16 protein-coding genes are annotated in these 19,373 nt (G+C 74.9%); 7 read left to right on the plus strand and 9 right to left on the minus strand.

Features of this window, described 5'->3' with window-relative positions:
* Positions 1-111: 111 nt before the first annotated feature.
* Positions 112-1,152, minus strand: coding sequence for a phosphatase domain-containing protein (locus tag ABZ573_RS17545; RefSeq protein WP_132235800.1), 1,041 nt, complete (start codon positions 1,150-1,152; stop codon positions 112-114).
* 180 nt (positions 1,153-1,332) lie between these two features.
* On the opposite strand from ABZ573_RS17545, the gene ABZ573_RS17550 reads away from it, so the two are divergent.
* The 4 genes from ABZ573_RS17550 to ABZ573_RS17565 all read left to right on the plus strand — a co-directional run bounded on the left by ABZ573_RS17550 (position 1,333) and on the right by ABZ573_RS17565 (position 5,698).
* A complete protein-coding gene (locus ABZ573_RS17550; RefSeq protein WP_327031077.1) occupies positions 1,333-2,952 on the plus strand; it encodes a hypothetical protein in 1,620 nt (539 codons plus the stop codon).
* Between the two features lie 61 nt (positions 2,953-3,013).
* On the plus strand, positions 3,014-3,811 hold the full coding sequence (gene yaaA, locus ABZ573_RS17555) for a peroxide stress protein YaaA (RefSeq protein ID WP_151454377.1): 798 nt from the start codon (positions 3,014-3,016) through the stop codon (positions 3,809-3,811).
* 101 nt (positions 3,812-3,912) lie between these two features.
* Complete coding sequence (locus ABZ573_RS17560) at positions 3,913-4,587, plus strand: hypothetical protein (RefSeq protein ID WP_151454376.1); 675 nt, start codon at positions 3,913-3,915, stop codon at positions 4,585-4,587.
* Positions 4,588-4,732: 145 nt separating this feature from the next.
* Positions 4,733-5,698: a TAXI family TRAP transporter solute-binding subunit gene (locus tag ABZ573_RS17565; RefSeq protein WP_192581378.1), complete on the plus strand. Its 966-nt coding sequence runs from the start codon at positions 4,733-4,735 to the stop codon at positions 5,696-5,698.
* Positions 5,699-5,708: 10 nt separating this feature from the next.
* On the opposite strand, the gene ABZ573_RS17570 is transcribed toward ABZ573_RS17565, so the two are convergent.
* From ABZ573_RS17570 to ABZ573_RS17580, 3 genes are all read right to left on the minus strand, one after another.
* Positions 5,709-7,163 (minus strand): ATP-binding protein, encoded by a 1,455-nt coding sequence (locus ABZ573_RS17570; protein WP_358119053.1) that lies wholly within the window; start codon positions 7,161-7,163, stop codon positions 5,709-5,711.
* 9 nt (positions 7,164-7,172) lie between these two features.
* On the minus strand, positions 7,173-7,829 hold the full coding sequence (locus ABZ573_RS17575; protein ID WP_132235788.1) for a response regulator transcription factor: 657 nt from the start codon (positions 7,827-7,829) through the stop codon (positions 7,173-7,175).
* 132 nt (positions 7,830-7,961) lie between these two features.
* Positions 7,962-8,273 (minus strand): hypothetical protein, encoded by a 312-nt coding sequence (locus ABZ573_RS17580; RefSeq protein ID WP_151454373.1) that lies wholly within the window; start codon positions 8,271-8,273, stop codon positions 7,962-7,964.
* Between the two features lie 114 nt (positions 8,274-8,387).
* Here ABZ573_RS17580 and ABZ573_RS17585 point away from each other — a divergent pair, with 114 nt between their 5' ends.
* Positions 8,388-8,726: a DUF952 domain-containing protein gene (locus tag ABZ573_RS17585; RefSeq protein WP_311412825.1), complete on the plus strand. Its 339-nt coding sequence runs from the start codon at positions 8,388-8,390 to the stop codon at positions 8,724-8,726.
* A 159-nt stretch (positions 8,727-8,885) separates the two neighbouring features.
* Positions 8,886-9,428 carry an acyltransferase gene (locus tag ABZ573_RS17590; RefSeq protein ID WP_151454371.1) on the plus strand — a complete coding sequence of 181 codons (543 nt, stop codon included), beginning with the start codon at positions 8,886-8,888 and terminating at the stop codon, positions 9,426-9,428.
* A 57-nt stretch (positions 9,429-9,485) separates the two neighbouring features.
* On the opposite strand, the gene ABZ573_RS17595 is transcribed toward ABZ573_RS17590, so the two are convergent.
* From ABZ573_RS17595 to ABZ573_RS17610, 4 genes are all read right to left on the minus strand, one after another.
* The gene (locus ABZ573_RS17595; protein ID WP_358119057.1) at positions 9,486-11,231 is read right to left on the minus strand and encodes a CDP-glycerol glycerophosphotransferase family protein; all 1,746 of its coding nucleotides are present in this window, start codon (positions 11,229-11,231) and stop codon (positions 9,486-9,488) included.
* A gap of 175 nt (positions 11,232-11,406) precedes the next feature.
* On the minus strand, positions 11,407-12,690 hold the full coding sequence (locus ABZ573_RS17600) for a nucleotide sugar dehydrogenase (protein ID WP_151454369.1): 1,284 nt from the start codon (positions 12,688-12,690) through the stop codon (positions 11,407-11,409).
* Between the two features lie 4 nt (positions 12,691-12,694).
* Positions 12,695-14,266, minus strand: a complete 1,572-nt coding sequence (locus ABZ573_RS17605; RefSeq protein ID WP_151454368.1) for a glycosyltransferase family 2 protein — start codon at positions 14,264-14,266, stop codon at positions 12,695-12,697.
* Entirely contained in the window at positions 14,263-15,834 is a 1,572-nt protein-coding gene (locus tag ABZ573_RS17610; protein WP_358119165.1) for a glycosyltransferase family 4 protein, read from the minus strand. Before ABZ573_RS17610 ends, ABZ573_RS17605 begins: the two co-directional genes overlap by 4 nt.
* Positions 15,835-16,120: 286 nt before the next feature.
* Between ABZ573_RS17610 and ABZ573_RS17615 the strand changes: the two genes are divergently transcribed.
* A complete protein-coding gene (locus ABZ573_RS17615) occupies positions 16,121-17,401 on the plus strand; it encodes a hypothetical protein (RefSeq protein ID WP_358119060.1) in 1,281 nt (426 codons plus the stop codon).
* 15 nt (positions 17,402-17,416) lie between these two features.
* Here ABZ573_RS17615 and ABZ573_RS17620 read toward each other — a convergent pair whose 3' ends face one another.
* The gene (locus ABZ573_RS17620) at positions 17,417-19,228 is read right to left on the minus strand and encodes a hypothetical protein (protein ID WP_358119062.1); all 1,812 of its coding nucleotides are present in this window, start codon (positions 19,226-19,228) and stop codon (positions 17,417-17,419) included.
* Positions 19,229-19,373: the final 145 nt, after the last annotated feature.

Below are 19,373 nucleotides of genomic sequence, written 5' to 3' on the forward strand. Positions count from 1 at the left end.
GGCCATGAGTGCGATGCGAGCGGTACCTGCCCGCGGGGCAGGCTCGATGCCGTGCGGCCCCGGCGGGGCCCGGTCAGAAACAGGCTCGGAGGGCTGCCGGTCGGCGGTCCGTCAGACCAGGCCGGCGTCGCGCAGCAGCTTCCAGAGCCCTGCGCCGTCGGGCGCGGAGAGCCACTTCTGCCCCACCGGCCCCGCCGACGACTCGCCGGCCGGGGTGGGCAGGCTACCGGCCAGCACCGCCTGCGTGGGCGAAAGCCGGCGGATACCCACGCCGGCCACGTTCTCCGGGTGGGCGGCGGCGAACTCGCGGTAGATCTCCGGGTCGTGCTGCCCGTCGTCGCCGACCAGCAGCCACTTCACGTCCGGGAACTCCTTGGCCAGCCGGGCCAGGGTGACCCGCTTGTGCTCCCGCCCGCTGCGAAACCAGCGGTCGGCGGTCGGTCCCCAGTCGGTCAGCAGCAGCGGGCCGGCCGGGTAGAGGTGCCGGGACAGGAACCGGGTCAGCGTCGGCGCCACGTTCCAGGCGCCCGTGGAGAGGTAGAAGACCGGAGCGCCCGGGTGCGCGGTGACCAGCCGCTCGTAGAGCACCGCCATGCCGGGCACGGCGTTGCGGGCGTGCTCGTCGAGGACGAACGTGTTCCAGGCGGCGAGCAGCGGCCGGGGCAGCGCGGTGACCATGACCGTGTCGTCGATGTCGGAGAGGATGCCGAAGCGCACCTCCGGGTCGAGGATGCGCACCGGCGCCTCGACCGGCTCGGCGTCCGGCAGGCTGATCCGCACCGAGCCCCAGCCGGGCGGCAGGTCCGCCTCGACCACGGCGTCGACGAACCCGCTGCGGTCGGCCCGCGCCTCGTGCCGTTCCCCGCCGGCCTCGATGGTGACCGTGACGTGCTTGGCTGGCAGCGTGGTGAAGCTGCGCCACCCGCGCACCTTCTCCAGCCGGCCGCGCTGGCGGGTGTCCGGCCGACCCAGCAGCACCCGGCACATCACCCGCACCCAGCCGGGCGCGCCGTAGCCGGTGTACGCGATGACGTTCGTCCGCCAGCCGGTGCGCCGCAGCCGGCGCTCGACCAGCGAGTGCACGGCGTCCTCGATCCGCGCGGCCCGGTGCAGGTTCGGTACGGCCAACTGGCCGGCGGCAGTGGGTGGCACGCCAGCAACCCTGCCACAACCCGGCCACCTCGGCCACGCGAGGCGATCTTCCCCGGCCGTCGGGAAGCCCGACGTCATGCCCGCCGTGGTCCGGCGGATCGTCCGCGCTGCGCCGATCCGCCCCGGCCGGCCCCGACGGCGTGAAACACTCCGGTCGGGACGACGACGGGGGCGTTGGTCGTGTCGCAACCAGTGCGCAAGCGTGGGCGGTGGCGCCCGCAGCTAGACCGGCCGGCGCTCGTGGCGCTGCTGCTCGGGCTCGCCGGGGTCGGCTACCGGCTGGTCCTGACCCTGCACACGGTGCCCGTCTCCAACAGCGACGAGGCGACGTTCGGGCTGGCCGCGCTGCACATCGCGCAGGGCCGCGAGCTGCCGGTCTTCCTCTACGGGCAGCGCTACATGGGGGTGCTGGAGTCGTACCTGGCCGCGCCGCTGATCGCGGTGGCGGGGCCGGGCTGGCCGCTGCTGCGCCTGCCGCTGCTGCTGCTCTACGCCCTCTTCCTCTGGCTGATCCACCGGCTGACCCGGCGGATCGGCTCGCCCTGGTTCGCCACCGGGATCGTCGGCCTGCTGGCGCTCGGCGGGGAACGGGTCGTCCGGGACCAGCTGACCGTGGTCGGCGGCCGCCCGGAGGTCAAGGTCGCGGTGCTGGCGATGCTGCTGATCGCGGTGGGCCTCGCCCGGGGAACGGTGCGGCACCGCCGGCTGGCCGTCGGGCTCTTCGGCCTGCTCGCCGGGGTGTCCGTCTGGTCGGACTGGCTGATCCTGCCCTACCTGGCGGTGGCCGCGCTGGTGCTGGCGTGGGTGGCCCGCCGGGAGCTGCTCGGTTGGGCCGGGGTGCTGCTGCTGGCCGGGTTCGCCGTCGGGATCGCGCCGATGATCCGGGACAACCTGCTCGCCCCGCCCGGCGAGGACTCGCTGTCGGTGTTCCGCGAGATCAGCACCAAGGCCGGGCCGACGCCGCCGTGGTCGCGGCGCCTCGACGGCGGACTGTTGGAGGGGGTGCCGCTCGCCGCCGGCCTCTGCCCGATCGACGGCTGCGCTCGTTGGCAGGGCTGGTTCGGGCTGCTCTACCCCGTGCTGCTGGTGGTCGCCGCCGCGCTCGCCGTCCTCGCGTACCGCCGGGCCGCGGGCGCCCCGCGCGGCGAGCGGGTCGGCCCGGTGGTGCACCTCTCGCTGGTCGTCGGCGCGGCGTTGACCCTGCTGTCGTACGTGCGCAGCCCTCTCGCGGCCACCAGCCCGCTGGACAACGCCCGCTACCTGTCGGTGCTCCAGCTCTCCCTGCCGGCGGTGCTGTGGCCGCTCTGGGTGGCGGCGGTCGCCTGCTGGCGGGGCACGGTCGGCGCGCTCGGCCGCCTGGCCGGCGCGCTGGCCACCGCCGTGCTCGCCGCGCTGGCCGCGACCACGCTGGTGGTCACCGTGCTGTTCGCGGCCACCGGCACCGGGGCGTCCCGGATCGAGGAGCGGCAGGCCCGCGAACTGGCCGACACGCTCCGCACGGGCGGCCCCCGCGAGGTGTACGGGGACTACTGGACCTGCAACCGGCTGATCTTCAACACGGCCGAGGCGGTGGTGTGCGCGGTGCTCGACGGCGACCTCACCCCCGGGCAGAACCGCTATCCCGCGTACTGGCGGCAGGTGGGGCGGGCCGACCGGCCCGGGTACGTGCTGGCGGCCGACTCGGCGGCGGAACGGCGGCTGCGCCGGCTGCTGGGCGACCAGGCCGACGCCGCGCTGGTCGCCGACGTGGGCGGGTATCGCGTGTACCACCCCCAGACGCCGGTGCGGCCGTGGCGGTAGGGCCGGCCCGTACGCTGGCCGGACCGGCGCGCGGACGCCGCGCCAAGCCGAGGAGTCACCGATGCTCATCCTGCTGCCGCCCTCCGAGGGGAAGGCCGACGCCGGCACCGGCCGGCGGCTCGACCTCGCCGGGCTCTCCCTGCCGGAGCTGACCGGCGCCCGGGAGGAGGTGCTGACGGCGCTGGTCGCGCTCAGCGCCGACGGCGACGAGGGGGCGGCCCTGGCGGCGCTGGGGATCAGCGAGGGCCAGCGCGGCGAGTTGCGCCGCAACGCCCGGCTGCGGGCGGCGGCCACCGCGCCCGCCGGCCGCGTCTACACCGGGGTGCTCTACGAGGCGCTCGATCTCGCCTCGCTGCCGGCGACCGCGCAGCGGGCCGCCCGCCGGTCGGTGCTGATCAGCTCGGGGCTCTGGGGCGCGGTACGCCTCACCGACCGGATCCCGCCCTACCGGTGCCCGATCGGGGCGCGGCTGCCGGGGCTCGGCGCGCTGTCGGCGTACTGGCGGCGGGCGCTCGCGCCGGCGATGGCCGCGGCGGCCGGCGACGGGCCGGTGCTCGACCTGCGCTCCGGCGCGTACGCGGCCACCTGGGCGCCGCGCGGCGAGGTGGCCGACCGCACCGTGACCGTCCGGGTGCTGCACGAACGCGAGGTCGACGGCGTGCCCGTCCGGTCGGTGGTGAGCCACTTCAACAAGGCGACCAAGGGCCGGCTGGTCCGCGACCTGCTGACGGCGGGCATCCGGCCGCGTACCGTCGGCGGGCTGCTGACCGCGCTGCGCGACCTGAAGTATCCGGTGCTGGAGCAGCCCGCCCCGCCCGGTCGGCCACGCCAGGTCGACGTGATCGTCACGGAGCTGTAGGACAGCCGCAAGATTTCCTCAAGGCTGGGGCCGATCGGTTTCCCCGGCGGCGTCGAGCGACCACGGTAGAGGGACCCCGACGCCGACAAGGAGTGCCCAAGTTGGCTCCCGAACAGATCCTGCTCGATCGGCCGCGCCTGCCCGCGACGCCGCCGCCGTTGGACTGGTCCACCCTGGCGGACGCGTTCGAGGCCGCCTGCCTGCTGCGCTGCACGCCCCCGCCGGCCGTCGTCGGCACCCGCCGGCCGGCGGCGGAGCACCGCCCCCCGTCGGTGGAGTTCAACCGGGAGGAGGCGGCGCACCGCATGCGTCAGCTCCTCCACCGGCTGGACGTCCCCATCGAGCACGAGGTGACCGTGGGCGGCCTGCGCCGCCGCTTCGAGCTGCACCGGCTCTCCGTGCCGCACCAGCACCGGCCGGCGTACGCGAGGACGCTGGAGGCCGGCTGGCGGCAGGGCCGGCGCGAGCTGCTGGGCGGGCCGGTCCCGGGCGCGTCGACCGTACGGCGGGCGTGGCGGCCCCGGCTGGCCGCCGCCGCCTGGCGGGCCGCCCTGCTCGCCGGTGGGCGGCACGTCCGCCGGCACATCCTCGGCGTCCGGATCACCGACCGGGAACTGGCCGCCATCCTGGTACGCGGGGCCGCCCTGCTGGACGTTCCGGCGCTGCTGCGCCCCGGCACCGGCTGTTACCTGGTCTGCGTCGCCGACGGCCCGGACCGCCAGCGGATCCTGCACAGCACCGCGCTGGATCCCGCCCACCTGCGCGAGCGGTCGTGATTGCCGGGTGAGCACGTTCGGCAGCGCTGCGGACCGGTCGCGTACCGCAGCGAGCTGACCATCGTCACCGACACCCGCCGGGTTCCTAGCCCGGTCGGTGGGCGGCGGGTTGCGGCGACGGCCCGCACGGCGCAGAGTGCAGCGCGTGAGTCGCACCGGGTTCCGCCGTGTCCGCCCGCGCCGTGTCCACCCGCCGGCGCTGCTGGCGCTGCTGCTGGTGGTGGCGTTGCCCGGCGTCGCCGGCTGCCAGGACGCTCCCGAGCCACCGGTACGGATCCGGATCGCGACCGGCAGCCCGACGGCGGTCTACCACGCCTTCGGGCAGTCCCTGGCCGCCGTGCTCAACCGGGAACTGCCGGACGTCCGGGCCAGCGTGGTGGTGACCGCCGCCTCGGCGGAGAACGTCCGGCTGGTCGGCTCCGGCGAGGCCGAGCTGGGTTTCACCCAGGCCGACGTGCTGCCGGCGGCGCCGGCGACGCACCCGTCCGTGGTCGCGGTCGCCCGGGTCTACGACGACCTGCTGCACCTGGTCACCACCGCCGGCGGTCCCGTCCGCACCCTGAACGACCTGCGCGGGCGGCGGGTGTCCGTGGGCGCGCCCGGCTCCGGCACCGAGATCACCGCCGTCCGGCTGCTGGAGGTGGCCCGCCTCGGTGGTGACCGGGTACGCCAGGAGCACCTCGGCCTCGACGACTCGGTCGCGGCGCTGCGGGCCGGCACGATCGACGCGTTCTTCTTCTCCGGCGGGCTGCCGGTCAGGGCGCTGGAGCAGCTCACGGACGACAGCGCGACCCGGATCGTCGACCTCGGCGAGTGGACCGGGCCGCTCCGCGAGAGCAACCCGGAGGTCTACGTCTCCCGCGACATCCCCCGCTCGGTGTACGGCACCGACCCGGTGACCACGGTGGCCAACCCGAACTTCCTGATCGTCCGGGCCGACCTGCCGACGCCCCTGATCCGGGAGGTGACCCGGCTGCTGATGGAACGCCGCCAGGAGTTGGCCGCCGCTCATCCGGCCGCCGGCCGGATGAGCCCCCGCTCGGCCATCGCCACCGCCCCCCTGCCGCTGCACCCCGGCGCCGCCGACTGGTACCGCGCCGCCAAGCCCTGACCCGCCGCCGCTACACCCCGACGCCGCTGTCGAGCTGCCCGGTGGCGCGGGGCGACGCGGGAGCGCCGTCGCGGCTCGACGCGGCGGGAGCGGCGTCGGCGGGGGCGGGGAACCAGAGGCCGGCGACCAGGCCGCGCGGCTCGCCCCCGCGCATGGTGAGCCGCCCGTCCGAGGCGTCGACCAGCACGGCGACGATGGTGAGGCCCAGCCCGGCCCCGTCGATGTTCTGCACCTCCGGGGCCCGCCAGAACCGCTCGGTCGCCTGCCCGAGCTGGCTCGCCGTCATGCCCGGCCCGGTGTCGCGGACCTCCAGCGCGGTGCCATCGCCGTCGTGCCGGACGGTCACCGTCACCTCGCCACCGGCGTCGCTGAACTTGACCCCGTTGTCGATCAGCGCGTCCAGGGCCTGGTCGATGGCGGTCGGCACGGTCCGCGCGTACGCCGGGGCGTCCCCGGCCACCAGCCGGAGGGTGATGCGGTGGTGCCGGGCGAGCGGCTCCCAGGCGGCCACCCGGGACGCGGCGACGGCCGCCGCGTCGACGGTGACCCGCTGGTTCTCCCGCCGCTCCGCGCGGGCCAGGGTCAGCAGCGCGTCCAGCACGAGGGCCAGCCGGTCGGTCTCCTCCAGTGCCAGTTGGTGCTCGGCACGCCCGTCCGCGTCGGTGAGGCTCGGTCCCAGCTCCTCCACGCGCAGCCGCAGCGCGGTCAACGGGTTGCGCAGTTGGTGGCTGGCGTGCGCGACGAAGGCCCGCTGCCGGTCCATCACGTCGGAGACGACGTCGGCCATGTGGTTGAAGCTGGTCGCCAGGCGACGCAGTTCCGGCGGGCCGAGCCGGTGTTGCACCCGCGCGCCACGGTCCCCCTCGGCGATCTCATGGGTGACCGCGTCCAGCTCGGTGACCGGGCGCAACACCCAGCCGGCCAGCCCGAACGCGGTCAGCACGCAGGCCAGCACGGCGAGCAGCCCCGTTCCGGCCAGCGCCAGCCACCAGACGGTCACGGCCCGCCGGACCGGATCGGCGGGGGTGGTGATGACCACCGCCCCGAGCACCTCGCCGCCGTCGTTGATCGGCACCGCCACGACGATCGGCCCGTCGACCCACGGCCAGACCGAGTCCGGCCCGCTGGCCTGCTGGCCGGAGAGCGCCATGTCCAACGCCTCGCGGGAACCCGGGGCCATCCGCCAGCTCCCGGAGGCCGCCACCGTCCGACGCTCCCGGTCGACCACCGCCGCACCGATGTCGTACAGGGCGTCGTAGCTGCGCAGCTCGTTGGCGAGCGGGCCGGGGGTGCCGCCGCGCAGCGCCGGACCAGCCAGCGAGGCGAACCGGGTGGCGTCGGCGAGCCGGTCGGCGCGTACCCGGTCGGTCTCCCGGTTCGCCAGGGTGATCGCCAGCGGGGTCTCCAACGCGATCAGCACCAGCACCATCAACAGCAGATAGCTGATCACCAGCCGACGTCGCACGGCGTCCCCTCACTCGCCGCGCAGGCGGTAGCCGACCCCGCGTACGGTCTCCACCAGGCCGGGGTCGCCCAGCTTGCCACGCAGCGAGCCGACGTGCACCTCGACCGTGTGCCCGTCGCCCCAGGTCGAGCCCCAGGCGTCGAGCAGGATCCGTTCCCGGGCCACCGCCACGCCGGGCTGCCGGGCCAGGGAGAGCAGGACGTCGAACTCCTTGCGGGTCAGCGCCACCGGCCGGCCCCCGACGGTGACCGTCCGGGCGGCCACGTCGACGCGTACGGGCCCCACCTCGATCAGGTTGCGCTCCGGCACGGCGTGCGCCGCGCGGCGCAGCACCGCCTCGATGCGCGCCTGGAGTTCGGTCATGGAGAAGGGCTTGACCACGTAGTCGTCCGCGCCGAGCCGCAGGCCGAGCACCCGGTCCCGTTCCTCGCCCCGGGCGGTCACCGCGATGATGCCGAGCTGGCTGCTGCGCCGCCGCAGCTCCCGGCACAGGTCGGTGCCGTCGCCGTCGGGCAGGGTCAGGTCCAGCAGCACCAGGTCGCAGGGGGCGGCACAGAGGGCCGCGGCGACGGTCGCGGCGTGCTCCACCTCGTACCCCCGGCGGGTGAGGGCGGAGGAGAGCGCGGCGGCCACCCGGCGGTCGTCCTCGACCAGCAGGATGCGCACCCGGGGCCCCCATTCGTCGGCTTGTCGACCCGAATGGTGGCAGAAACCCGCTCGCGGCGGGAGGGCCGGTCCCACGCCGGCCGCTCCCCGGTCGGAGGTGCGGCCCGCCGCCGGCGGGGCAGGCCGGCCGGATCAGAGACCGAAGACCTCGTCGGCCGTCGCGTCGCGGACCCCGTCGACGAAGCCCCGGAAGCCGGGGTCGTGGTGGCTGGCGGGCACGCTGGTGACGATCTCGCCGGTGGCCTGGGTGACCGCGTCGACCAGGGGTGGATAGTCGATCTCGGCGTCCGGGAGGGTGTCGTCGTCCGCCTGGCCGAGGTTGATCACGTGCTGCACGTCCTCGGTCGGGGTGTCCGGGTCGCCGGCCCACTCGCCGCCCGCCCGGTGGCACTCGTCGTACAGCGCCCGCTGGCTGTCGGTCCAGTCCTCGTCGTAGCTCTCCATCGCCATCCCTCCGCGGCCCGCTGCCCCGAGCATGCCGGGCGGCGGCGGGCACCGGGGCGGTACCGGGAAACCGGGACGGCCGCCGGCGGGACCGGCCGCGCGTAGGCTGCCGGGGTGATCTACAAGCTCCTCACCACCACCGAGTGGGACGACGCGCTGGCCGCCGGCCACCTCGACGGTACGGCGCTGGACCGGCAGTCCGGGTTCATCCACCTCTCCGGCGCCGACCAGGTGGTCGGTACGGCCCGGCGGTACTTCGCGGGCGCCACCGGGCTGACCCTGCTGACGGTGGACCCGGACCGGCTGGGCGACGCGCTGCGCTGGGAGCCGTCGCGCGACGGGGCGCTCTTCCCGCACCTGTACGGCCCGCTGCCGGTGCCCGCCGTGGTGGCCGCCGACGCGCTGCCGGCGGACCTGCCGGTCGCCGACGCGGTGGCGGCGCTGCTCGCCTGACGGGTCGCTATGCTACGCCGAGTCCGCTCCCCCGGCCTCGCCCGCGCGCCCCGGGGCGGGTGTGGCAGAACCGATCCGCGCGATCGACGCCCGCCCGGCGTACGCCGACGCGGATCACCGACGGCGCGACGCCGCGCCCCGAGCCATGCGAGTTGAAGGATGACTGACAGCAGTTCCCTGCCCCCCTCCGTCTTCGTCCACCCGACGGCCGACGTCGAGGAGGGTGCCCGCGTCGGCGACGGCACGAAGGTCTGGCACCTTGCCCACATCCGGTCCTCGGCGCAGGTCGGCGCCGGCTGCGTCATCGGCCGCAACGTGTACGTCGACGCCGGCGTGACGGTCGGCGACCTGGTCAAGATCCAGAACAACGTCTCGGTGTACCAGGGCGTCACCATCGAGGACGAGGTCTTCGTCGGCCCGTGCGCGGTCTTCACCAACGACTTCCGGCCCCGGGCGCAGAATCCGGACTGGACGATCACGCCGACCCTGGTCCGCCGGGGCGCCTCGATCGGCGCCAACGCCACTCTCGTCTGCGGCATCGAGGTCGGCGAGTACGCGATGATCGCGGCCGGCTCCGTGGTGACCCGGGACGTGGCGCCGTACCAGCTGGTCGCCGGCAACCCGGCGCGCCCGAAGGGCTGGGTCGACGAGCGCGGCGAGGTCGTCTCGCGGGACGTGGAGAACCCGCCGCAGCGGGGCTGAACGGACGACGCGGGGGCGGTGACCGGCACCACCGGACACCGCCCCCGCGTCGACGCGTCAGCCGCAGAGCCGGTCGACCTCCGCCCGGAACCGGTCCATCGCGTTCGGCTCGTCCGGGCCCAGCAGGTACGTCTTCAGCTCCCGACGCGCCTCGGTCATCGGGTCGTCACCGGCCCGGGTCACCGCGACGATCTTCGGCAGCTCACCGCAGTCCGCACCGAGCAGGTACGCGGCCCGCGCGGTGGGGTACCGGCGGCGGAACTCGTCCTCGGGCACCCCGGCCGGGTTCGCCACGACGTACGGCCGCTGGCTCTGCATGAAGTCCGAGACGACGCTGGAGATGTCGCTGACCAGCAGGTCGGTCTGGTTGAAGCAGTCGAACAGCCCCGGGGCCCGGCCGTTGACCACGAGGTGCGCGTCGCCGGCCAGCGAGGTCGCGTCGCTCTGCCCGCCGGCGGCCCGGATCCGACGGATGATCCGGTCGTTGGCCGACCGGGCCTTCGCCGACCGGCTGCCGGTGAGCGGGTGCGGCTTGTAGATCACCCGCACCCCGGGGGTCGCCAGCAGGCCGGCGACGATCCGCTCGCCCATCAGCACCACGGAGGTGTGGTAGACCTCCTCCTCCAGCCAGCCCTCCCAGGTCGGGGCGTAGAGCACGGTGAACGGTCGCTCCGTGGCCGTCGAGCCGAAGGTGTGCACGCCGGCCAGCTGCGGCCGGCCGATCTCGACGATGTCGCGGTCGAGCACGCCGACGCCGCTGAGGGCGTAGCGTTCCCGCCCCGCCGGACCGGCCACCCAGACCTCGTCGTACACCTTGCTGTAGGGGTTGACGCTGGCCTGCTTGTCGCTGTCGCCGTGGCCGACGAAGACGTGCTTCACGCCCGGCTCGCGCAGCAGGTGGATGTTGGCGCCGACGTTCGCCACGTAGAGGGCGGCGCGGAGGCTGCCCAGTTCGAGGTTCATGAAGTCGGTGCCGGCGGGTACGCAGACCACCGGCAGGCGGGTGTCGGCGAGCGCACGGAACGCCTCCTCCTGGCGCATCAGCACCACCGCCCGCCGGCCGGTCGCCTCGACCGGGGCGAGCCACATGTTGGCCTGGTAGACGTCCTTGACCGGGCCGGCGAAGTAGAGCGCCAGGTCCGGCTGCTCGCGGGCGAGCCAGCTCTGCACCGCCGGCAGCGCCGAGGTGGCCCGGCCGCGCCCGCGCAGCCAGGTCAGCGCGAGCACGGCGGCGACCAGCGCCCCCGCCACCAGGGTGACCGCCGCGGTGAGCACCACCGGCGCCACGTCGTCGGCCAGCACCGCGACCACGGCCGCCGGCACCAGTAGCAGGTTGAGCAGGGGCAGCCGGTCGCCCTCGAGGGCGACGGCCCAGGCCGGCGGTCGGGGCGCCCCGGAGGACCGCCCGACCTCGATGTTGCGGACGAAGGCGACGGCGGCGGCGCCCCGCTCGCCGAGGCGCGCCAGCACCCCCGTGCCGAGGGCGAGCGCCAGCAGCGCCGCGGGCAGCAGCAGCACCAGGACCAGCGCCGTCGGGCCGGGGCGGACCGTCGTCACGATCAGCAGGACGACCGCCAGGTCCCGGGCCAGGTGCCGGTACAGGCTCCCGATCCCGGCCTTGTCCAGCAGTACCCCGCCGGCCGGGCGGCGCAGCAGGGTGAGTTCACCGGCGGCCACGGCCAGGCCGGCGACCGCGAAGGGGATCATCCAGCCGAGGGCCCCGGCCAGCACCATGACGGCGTACGACAGCAGTAGCGCGCCGATGAGGCCGGCGTCCGGCTGCCTGCGCAGTTTGCTGAACAAAGACACACTCCCCTATCGATCACCGGCGAATCCGGGCAGGTGCGACCTTAACGTGGCATGTCCTTCGAGTATTGCCGGGGTGTCGCGCAGCCCACCAGCGGGCCACGGCGGCACCCCGCTCGACGCGACGGGGCCCCGGCCGTTGTCGACCGGGGCCCCGTGACGCGACGGCGGATCAGCCGCCGATGACCACCCGCCGCACGCCGGCCCAGCGGGCCGCGTCGGTGACCCGGCGGCCGTCGACCAGGACGGTCACGCCGGGCAGGTCGGCCGGGCTGAGGGTGCGGTACTCCGCGTGGTCCGCCTGCACGACGGCCGCGCCGAGCGGCTCACCGTCGTACGGCGGCAGGCCGTGCGCGGTGAGTTCCTCGGCGGTGTACATCGGGTCCGAGACGTACGGCCGGGCACCGCGCCGCCGCAGCGCGTCCACGGTCGGGAAGACACCGGAGAAGGCGGTCTCCTTGACGCCGCCCCGGTAGGCGGCGCCCAGCACCAGCACCCCGACGTCGGTCAGGTCGCCGTAGGCGGCGGCGAGCAGGTCCACCGCGTACTCCGGCATGGCCGCGTTGGCCTCGCGGGCGGAGCGGACGACGGTGGCCGCCGGGTCGTTCCACAGGTACATCCGGGGGTAGATCGGGATGCAGTGCCCGCCGACCGCGATGCCCGGCTGGTGGATGTGGCTGTACGGCTGGGTGTTGCACGCCGCGATGACCTTGGTGACGTCCACGCCGACGGTGTCGGCGAACCGGGCGAACTGGTTGGCCAGCCCGATGTTGACGTCCCGGTAGGTCGTCTCGGCCAGCTTGGCCAGCTCGGACGCCTCGGCGGAGCCGAGGTCCCAGACGCCGTTGGGCTGCGCCAGGTCGGGCCGCTCGTCGAAGTCCAGCACCGCCTCGTAGAAGCGCACGCCGTGCTCCGCCGACGCCTCGTCGACGCCGCCGACCAGCTTCGGGTAGCGGCGCAGGTCGGCGAAGACCCGGCCGGTGAGCACCCGCTCGGGGCTGAAGACCAGGTGGAAGTCCTTGCCCGCGGTCAGCCCCGAGCCCTCCTCGAGCATCGGCGCCCAGCGGTTGCGCGTGGTGCCGACCGGCAGGGTGGTCTCGTAGCTGACCAGGGTGCCCGGCTTGAGGCCAGCGGCGATGGCGCGGGTCGCGTCGTCCATCCAGCCGAAGTCCGGCACGCCCTCGGCGTCCACGAAGAGCGGCACGACCACCACGACCGCCTCGGACTCGGCGACCGCGGCGGCGGTGTCGGTGGTGGCGGTCAGCAGCCCGGCGGCGACGGTCTCCTTGAGCTTGACGTCCAGGTCGGTCTCGCCCGGGAAGGGCACCGCCCCGTCGTTGACCAGCCCGACGACCCGCTCGGAGACGTCGGCACCGATCACCCGGTGGCCCTTCGTGGCGAACTGCACGGCGAGCGGCAGACCGATCTTCCCCAGCGCGACGACGCAGATGTTCATGGAACTACTTTCCTCCTAGTGGAAGCCTGCGCCGCAGGCGGGCCACCACCCGGCGCAGCGTCACCGGCGAGACGGCGATCACCAGGTGGCCCTTGTGGTTCGTGGTCGTGGTGAACACGTACAGCTGTCCGCCGTGTCGGTGGAGCACCCGCTGCCGGACCGGCGGACGTGGCCCGCGCAGCGGGGTGGAACCGCTCTCCCCGGCCGCCACGGCGGTGACCCGGACGGTCCGGGTCCGCCCTCCGGGCGGGAGGCCGGCGAGCAGGTCGACGGCCCGGAACGTGACCCGGACGGTGGTCCCCAGCGGGTCCTCCGTCAGGCCGGTGACCGTGCCGGCGGCCGAACCCACCTTGAAGGTGAGCCCGCCGTCGGCGAGCTCGGCGAGCTCCGGCCAGGGGCTGCGCGCGGCGACCGTCAGCGTCCTCTCCCCGCCCCGGTCGGGGGACCAGGTCGCGGAGACCGCCTCCAGCCGGGCGAGCCACTTGGGGTCGGACCGGCTGACCTCGAACCACTCCTCGGACAGGGCGGAACGGGGGTCGCCGAAGCCAGGGTACAGGGCGTACCAGCGCTCGTCCTGCACCACCGTGGGCGGCAGCCCCTCCTCGACGTCCTGCCTGATCACCGCCCGCAGGTCGGCGAGCGACCCGAGCCAGGCGGCGCCGATGCGCACCCGGGCGGTGACGCCCAGCCGGTCCCGGATGGGATCCGTGAGGTGCTTGCGGGCCAGGTTGGCCACGCCCGCGCGGACCTGTTCCTGGACGTCGGGCTCCAGCGTCAGGAAGTCGTCCTGGAGCAGCTTGGCGATCTCCCAGGTGAAGTGCCGGTACAGCACCGCGTCGCGCCGCTCGCCGGGCTCGATCAGCTCCGCCACCACCTCGACGACGCGCTCGACGCCGCGCAGCCGGGCGAGGTGGTTGCTGCGGTAGGTGATGTTGCCGGCGTTGAGCCGCTTGACCGCGTAGTAGTAGTCGTAGTCGGCGAGCACCGAGATGCGCCCGGCCCGCAGGCACGCCTCCAGGGTGAACGGCTGGTCGCTGCCGACCGGCATGTCCTCCGGGTAGCGCAGCGCGTACTTCTCGATCAGGTCGCGCCGGAACAGCTTGGTGTTGGACAGGGCGAACGGCAGCGCGGAGGCGAAGAGGTCCACCTCGGCCCGGGTGCTCTCGAAGATCGCCTGGTGGACGTAGCGTTCGTTGACCCCGACCATCCGGCCGAGCAGCACGTCGGAGCCCCACTCGTCGGCCGCGGCGACCATCCGGGCCAGCGCCTCCGGCCCGAGGTGGTCGTCGGCGCCGATGAACAGGACGTAGCGGCCGGTGGCGTGCTCCAGCGCACGGTTGCTGGGGGCGGCGGGGCCGCCCGAGTTCGCCTGGTGCAGCACCTTCACGGTGCCCGGGTACGCCGCCGCGAAGCGGTCCAGCTCGGCGCCGCTGCCGTCGGTGGAGCCGTCGTCGACCGCGACGACCTCCAGCCGGTCCAGCCCGATGGTCTGCTCCACCAGGGAGGTCAGGCACCGGGTCAGGTCCGGCATCGTGTTGTAGACGGCCGTCACCACCGTCACGTCGGGCGTGGTCACGCGCCGACCCGCAGGGCTGGCGGCTCGGCGCCCGGGGTGGTGTCGTCACCGCCGGCACCGCGGCCGGCGGGCAGCAGTCGGGAGTAGACGCCGTCGAGCACCCGCGCCTGCGCCTCCCACGTCCACGACTCCAACAAACCCGGACGCTCGTACGCCTCCCGATAACGCCCCGGATCCCCCAACACCGCACGCACCACCCGCACGAAGTCCCCCACATCCTCCGCCCGGAACACCTCACCCTGCCCCGTCGACCGCACCGTCTCCGCCATCGTCCGCACATCACTGACCACCAACGGCAACCGCGCATGCGAATACTCGAAGAACTTCGTAATCAACGCGATCTCATGATTCGGCCAATGATGAATCGGAATGACCCCCACCGAAGCCCCCGACAAGAACGGCACCACCTGATGATGCGGCACGTACGACAACACGTGCACCCGCTCGGCCACCCCCAACTCACCCGCCCGCACCACCAACCCCTTCACGTACGCGGAGTCGGGCTTGTTGACCACGAAGGCGGCGTGCGCCCCGGGCAGTTGCGGCAGCGCCTCGACCATGACGTCGAGGCCCCGCCGCGCGGCGGCGACGCCGCTGTAGACCAGCAGCGGCACGTCCGGCCCGATCCCGCAGAGCTGGCGGATGTCCGGCGCGGGCTCGTCGCCCGGGCCGGGCAGCTCGGCCAGCGAGGGGGCGTTGAGCACGACCTCCGGCCGTTCGGCCAGGCCGTGCTCCTGCTGCAACAGGTCGGCCAGCCCGCCGGAGACGGTCGTCGCCGCGTCCGCGTACGGCACGAACTCCCGCTCGTGCGCCATGTTGCCGGGCAGCCACCGGACGTTGTCGCGCCACGCCTGCACGCCGGGGAGGTACTCGTGGGCGTCCCAGACGACCGCGACCCGCCGGCCCTTGGCGGCGGCCCGCAGCTTGGCCCGGGCGGCCACCCCGAGCATGCGGAAGTCGTTGGCGTGGATCAGGTCCGGCCGCAGTTCGTCGACCGTCGGGCCGTAGGCCAGCTCGTAGTCCCACAGCCCCGGCTCCAGCCGCCGCCAGGCGCCGTCGCCCTGCACGGCCTGCCAGAACCTGGTGTACGCCCGGTCCAGCGGCCCGTCCAGCTTCTTCCGGCCGCGCCGGGACCGGGTGAGCTGCCAGTGGCGGAACGAGACCCAGCGGCGGGTCGCCCCGGCGACCAACTCCTCCGCGCGCAGCGCGTGCCACCGCAGGGGTGACGGGCGGCCGGCGCCACCGGCGCGCGCGGCCACCGTCAGGGCGGCCCGCCGGAAGGTCAGGTCCGCACGCCAGGCCTTCATCGCCTGGCTGCGGTGCGCGGCGATCCCGGTGGGCGGGTACGCCAGCGGCCAGCGCAGCCAGCCACGGCGGAACTCATGCCGGCGCTTGGCCAGCGGCTCGGGCATCGGCAGCAGGCGCACCTCGGCGTTGCCGAGGTGCCAGCTCTGTTCGCGCCCGGCGGCTGTGCGGCCGAGCAGGACGACCTCCCAGCCGGCGTCGGCGGCCGAACGGGCGGCCTTCTGTACCCGGGAGTCACCGTTGACCCCGTTGTCGACCAGCATGACAACACGCCCCCGGGCGCCGGCGCCGCCGTTCAGCCCCATCGTCTGCTACTCCGCCTCTGCCCGGTGCTGTCCGGCCGGGTCACCCGGCCCGGATCCCGAGCGATTGTACGAGACCGCCGGCCGGCGCCCTCGCACCCTGGATGTGGGAAAGCGCGGGTCGACTTCGCCTCCGCGCGCCCCGGAGCGTACCCTCCCCGCTGTCCGTCCCGGCGCCGACCGCGTCGATGCGCGCTCCGCGCGAGGAAACTGTCAGCCGGATACCTTCCGCCGGAAGTAGGGCGAGATGTCGAGTAGCCAAAACCTCGGTGGCGCGCCGGTGGCCGCGCCGGACGCCCGCCGGGCCCGCCTCCGGCTGGTGCTCGGCCTGCTCGCCGCCGCCGCGCTCGGCAGCCTGCTGTGGGTGGGCCGCTGGGAGACCGCGCCGCAGCACGCCTACCCGGACACCTACTGGTACGCCCGGCAGGCGGTCACCGCGACCGGCACGCCGTCCGCCGAGGCGGACCGATTCGCCGCCCGGCTGGTCTGCCGCCAGGGCATGCCGAGCCCGCGCCCGGGTGTCTCCTGCGTCGCCGGCACCCGGCAGTGGGCCGCCAGCATGCCCCCGCGCTACCAGCGGATCTTCACCACCCGGCCCGGGTACTCGCTGACCGTGGCACCGTTCGTGCTGGCCTTCGGGGAGCGGGGAATGGTGCTGGCCACCGCCGCGCTCGCCGTGCTGGCCGGCGTGTTGGCGGCCCTGGCGGTCCGGCTACTCGGTGGCGGCCTGGTCAGCTCGCTCGCGGCCACCGCGCTGCTCTTCCTCCTGCCCACCGGGTTCTGGCTGAGCCGGCTGCTGGCCGAGGCCGGCGCGACGGCGTTCGCGTTGGCCGCGCTCTGCGCCGCCATACCCCTGCTGCGGCCGGGCGGCTCGACGCGCGGCCGGCTGCTGCTCGGCGGCGCGGTGCTGGCCGCGCTGCTCGGCTCGACCGTCACCCGGCCGGCGACCGGCCTGCTGCTGTCGGGCGCGCTGACGGCGGTGCTCGGCGCGCTGACCCTGGCCCGCCGCCGCCGGGCCGGCTGGGAGCCGGGGCTGGTCGTGCTCACCGCCGCCTGCGGCGTGGCCACGGCGGTCTGGCTCGGCCTCAGCGCCGCGCTGGACATCCCCGGCGCGGCGGAGACGCTCCAGGACAAGTTCACCGTGCACTTCACCCGGCCGGACGTGCCCGACCCGTGGCCCCGCCTGGTGGAGCTGAACCGGGAATTCTGGCCCGCCCAGCTCAACGCCTGGTGGAACGGGGGCGCGCCGCTGGCCGCCTCGCCGTTCCTGGCCCTGCTGCTGGTCGGCTTCGCCGCCCTGTTCCGGGCGCTGCCCGGCCGAGCCGCGCTGCTCTTCGCCACGGCCGGGGCGACCGGACTGCTCACGCTGGTGGCCCACCCCAAGGAGTCCGAGGCGGACCGGCTGGTCCTGGTCATCTGGCTGCCGGTGGTGGTCGGCCTCGCCATGCTGCTGGGCAGACCCGCCCGGCCCGCCCCGGCGCCCGCCCCGGACACCGCGGTCGGACCGGGGCAGCAGCCCCCGGAGTAGGAACCGCCCGGACGGTCAGCGGGTCAGCGGGCGGACGTCCCAGAGCCAGACGTCGTCGACGCGGCGGCCCGGACCGAAGCACGCGTCCAGCACCGCGCGGAGCGCCTCGGCGCGGGGATGCCGGGGCAGCGCCACGGCGTCCGCCCGCCAGTGCCGCACGTCCAGCTCCGCCTGCGCGCGTTCCGCGGGGGTGACGGTGACCGGCGCCGGGCGTTCCCCGGTGGCCACCTGGGTCAGCAGGACCGCGGTGGGCCGGGGATCCACCCCCCACCGGCCGGTGTCGTCGGTGGGCGAGGTCGGTCCGAGGAAGTAGCCCTGTGGCACGGCGAAGCCGGCACCTGCGGCGGCGCCCCAGCGCACCGAGGTCATGTTCTCCACCGGCACCGGCACGAGCGTCCGCCCGGGCGCGACGTGGTCCCGCCACCCGCCGGCGGTGACGAAGTCGGGCACCTCCGGGCGACCCACGGCCGGCAGCGGGGTCGGCAGCAGCGGCACCAAGGCGACGGCCAGCGCCACCGCGACCAGCGGCCGGACCGGCACGACGCCCACCCGGGCCGGGACCCGGCCGGAGAGCAACCGGTCCACCACGATCGCCACGAGCACCCCGAGGGCGGCCGTGGTGATCAGGGCGAAGCGGGCCACCACCATCGCGTCGACCACCGGCAGGCCGTTCAACAGCCGGAACGGCCCGGGGACCCCGGGCCCGCGGACCGCCCAGTTGATCGTGTTGCCCAGCGAGAAGAGCGCCGCCAGCACCGCGGTGAAGCCCAGCACCCGGACCAGGTGCTCCCGGCGCAGCCAGGCCATCGCGGCGACCGCCACCAGCACCAGCGGCCAGCCGTAGAAGCTGGCCTCCTCGGTCACGTTGGCGGCCAGCCGGCGGTCACCCTGCGGGCCGCCGCCGAGCGACTCGGTCGCGTAGCTGAAGTAGGAGGCGAGCCGCAGGGCGTACTTGTCGGGGTCGGTGGGGTGTCCGCTGCGGTGCTGCGGGCCGAGGAACTGCATCCAGAGCGGGTACGCCGTCACCAGCAGGGTCAGTGCGCCGGCGACACCCAGCACGGCCAGCGCCCGGGGGGCCGCGGCCAGCGCCGCCCGGGGCCGGAACAGCACGTGGCCCAGCAGCGCCATCACGCAGGCCAGGGCGAGGATGAAGAGGATCTCGACGCTGACGAAGAACTGCGCGGAGACCAGCGCGCCGAGGATGAGCCCGTCGCGCAGCGGGCGCCCGCCGCGGGTGAGTCGGGCCACCCGCCACACGATGAGCGGGACCAGCCACTGCGCGGTGATGTGCGGGTGACCGTTGCTGTGCGAGATGAGGGCCGGCGCGAAGGCGCAGCAGGCGGCGCCGACCAGCGCCGCCGCGCGGTTGCCGACCACGTGCCGGGAGAGCACCCAGTACCAGGCGAAGCCGGTGCCGGCGAGGTTGAGGGTCATCAGCACCAGGTAGGACAGCGAGGCGCCGCCGAGCAGGGTGACCGGCGCGAGCAGGATGCCGGGCAACTGGATGCCCACGTTGGTCATCAGGTTCACGCCGTCCGGCGCGTTCTGCAACGTCGTGAAGAACGGGTTCTCCAGGTTGGCCACCGCGTGCGCCGCGTGGGCCAGCATCCACTCGTTGAAGTCCTGGTCCGCCGGCTGCGCGCCAAGCACCCGGCCGTGCACGTCGCGCCAGCCCCGGGCGGTCACCCAGAGCGCGCCGGCGAGAAGGACGAACACGGCGACGAGGTCCGGCCGGCGCCGGCGGGACTCCCGGGGCGGATCAGCCGGCGCGCGCTCCTCGGCGGCGTCGGTGGAGAGGTCTGTCGCCGGGGGATGCGCTGCGGTCACGGTGCCCGATCCTACTCATGGGGACACGCTCCACGGTGCCTCCGCTCCGGCCGCATCGCCGCCCACCGCGCCCCGTCGCCGCCGACGGCCGGGCATGCGGTCAGACCCCCGACCTGCCGGGGCCGCTCAAGGGCGGGGCCGTGCG

It is taken from the genome of Micromonospora sp. NPDC007220 (genome assembly GCF_040634035.1).
Taxonomy (GTDB): domain Bacteria; phylum Actinomycetota; class Actinomycetes; order Mycobacteriales; family Micromonosporaceae; genus Micromonospora; species Micromonospora reichwaldensis.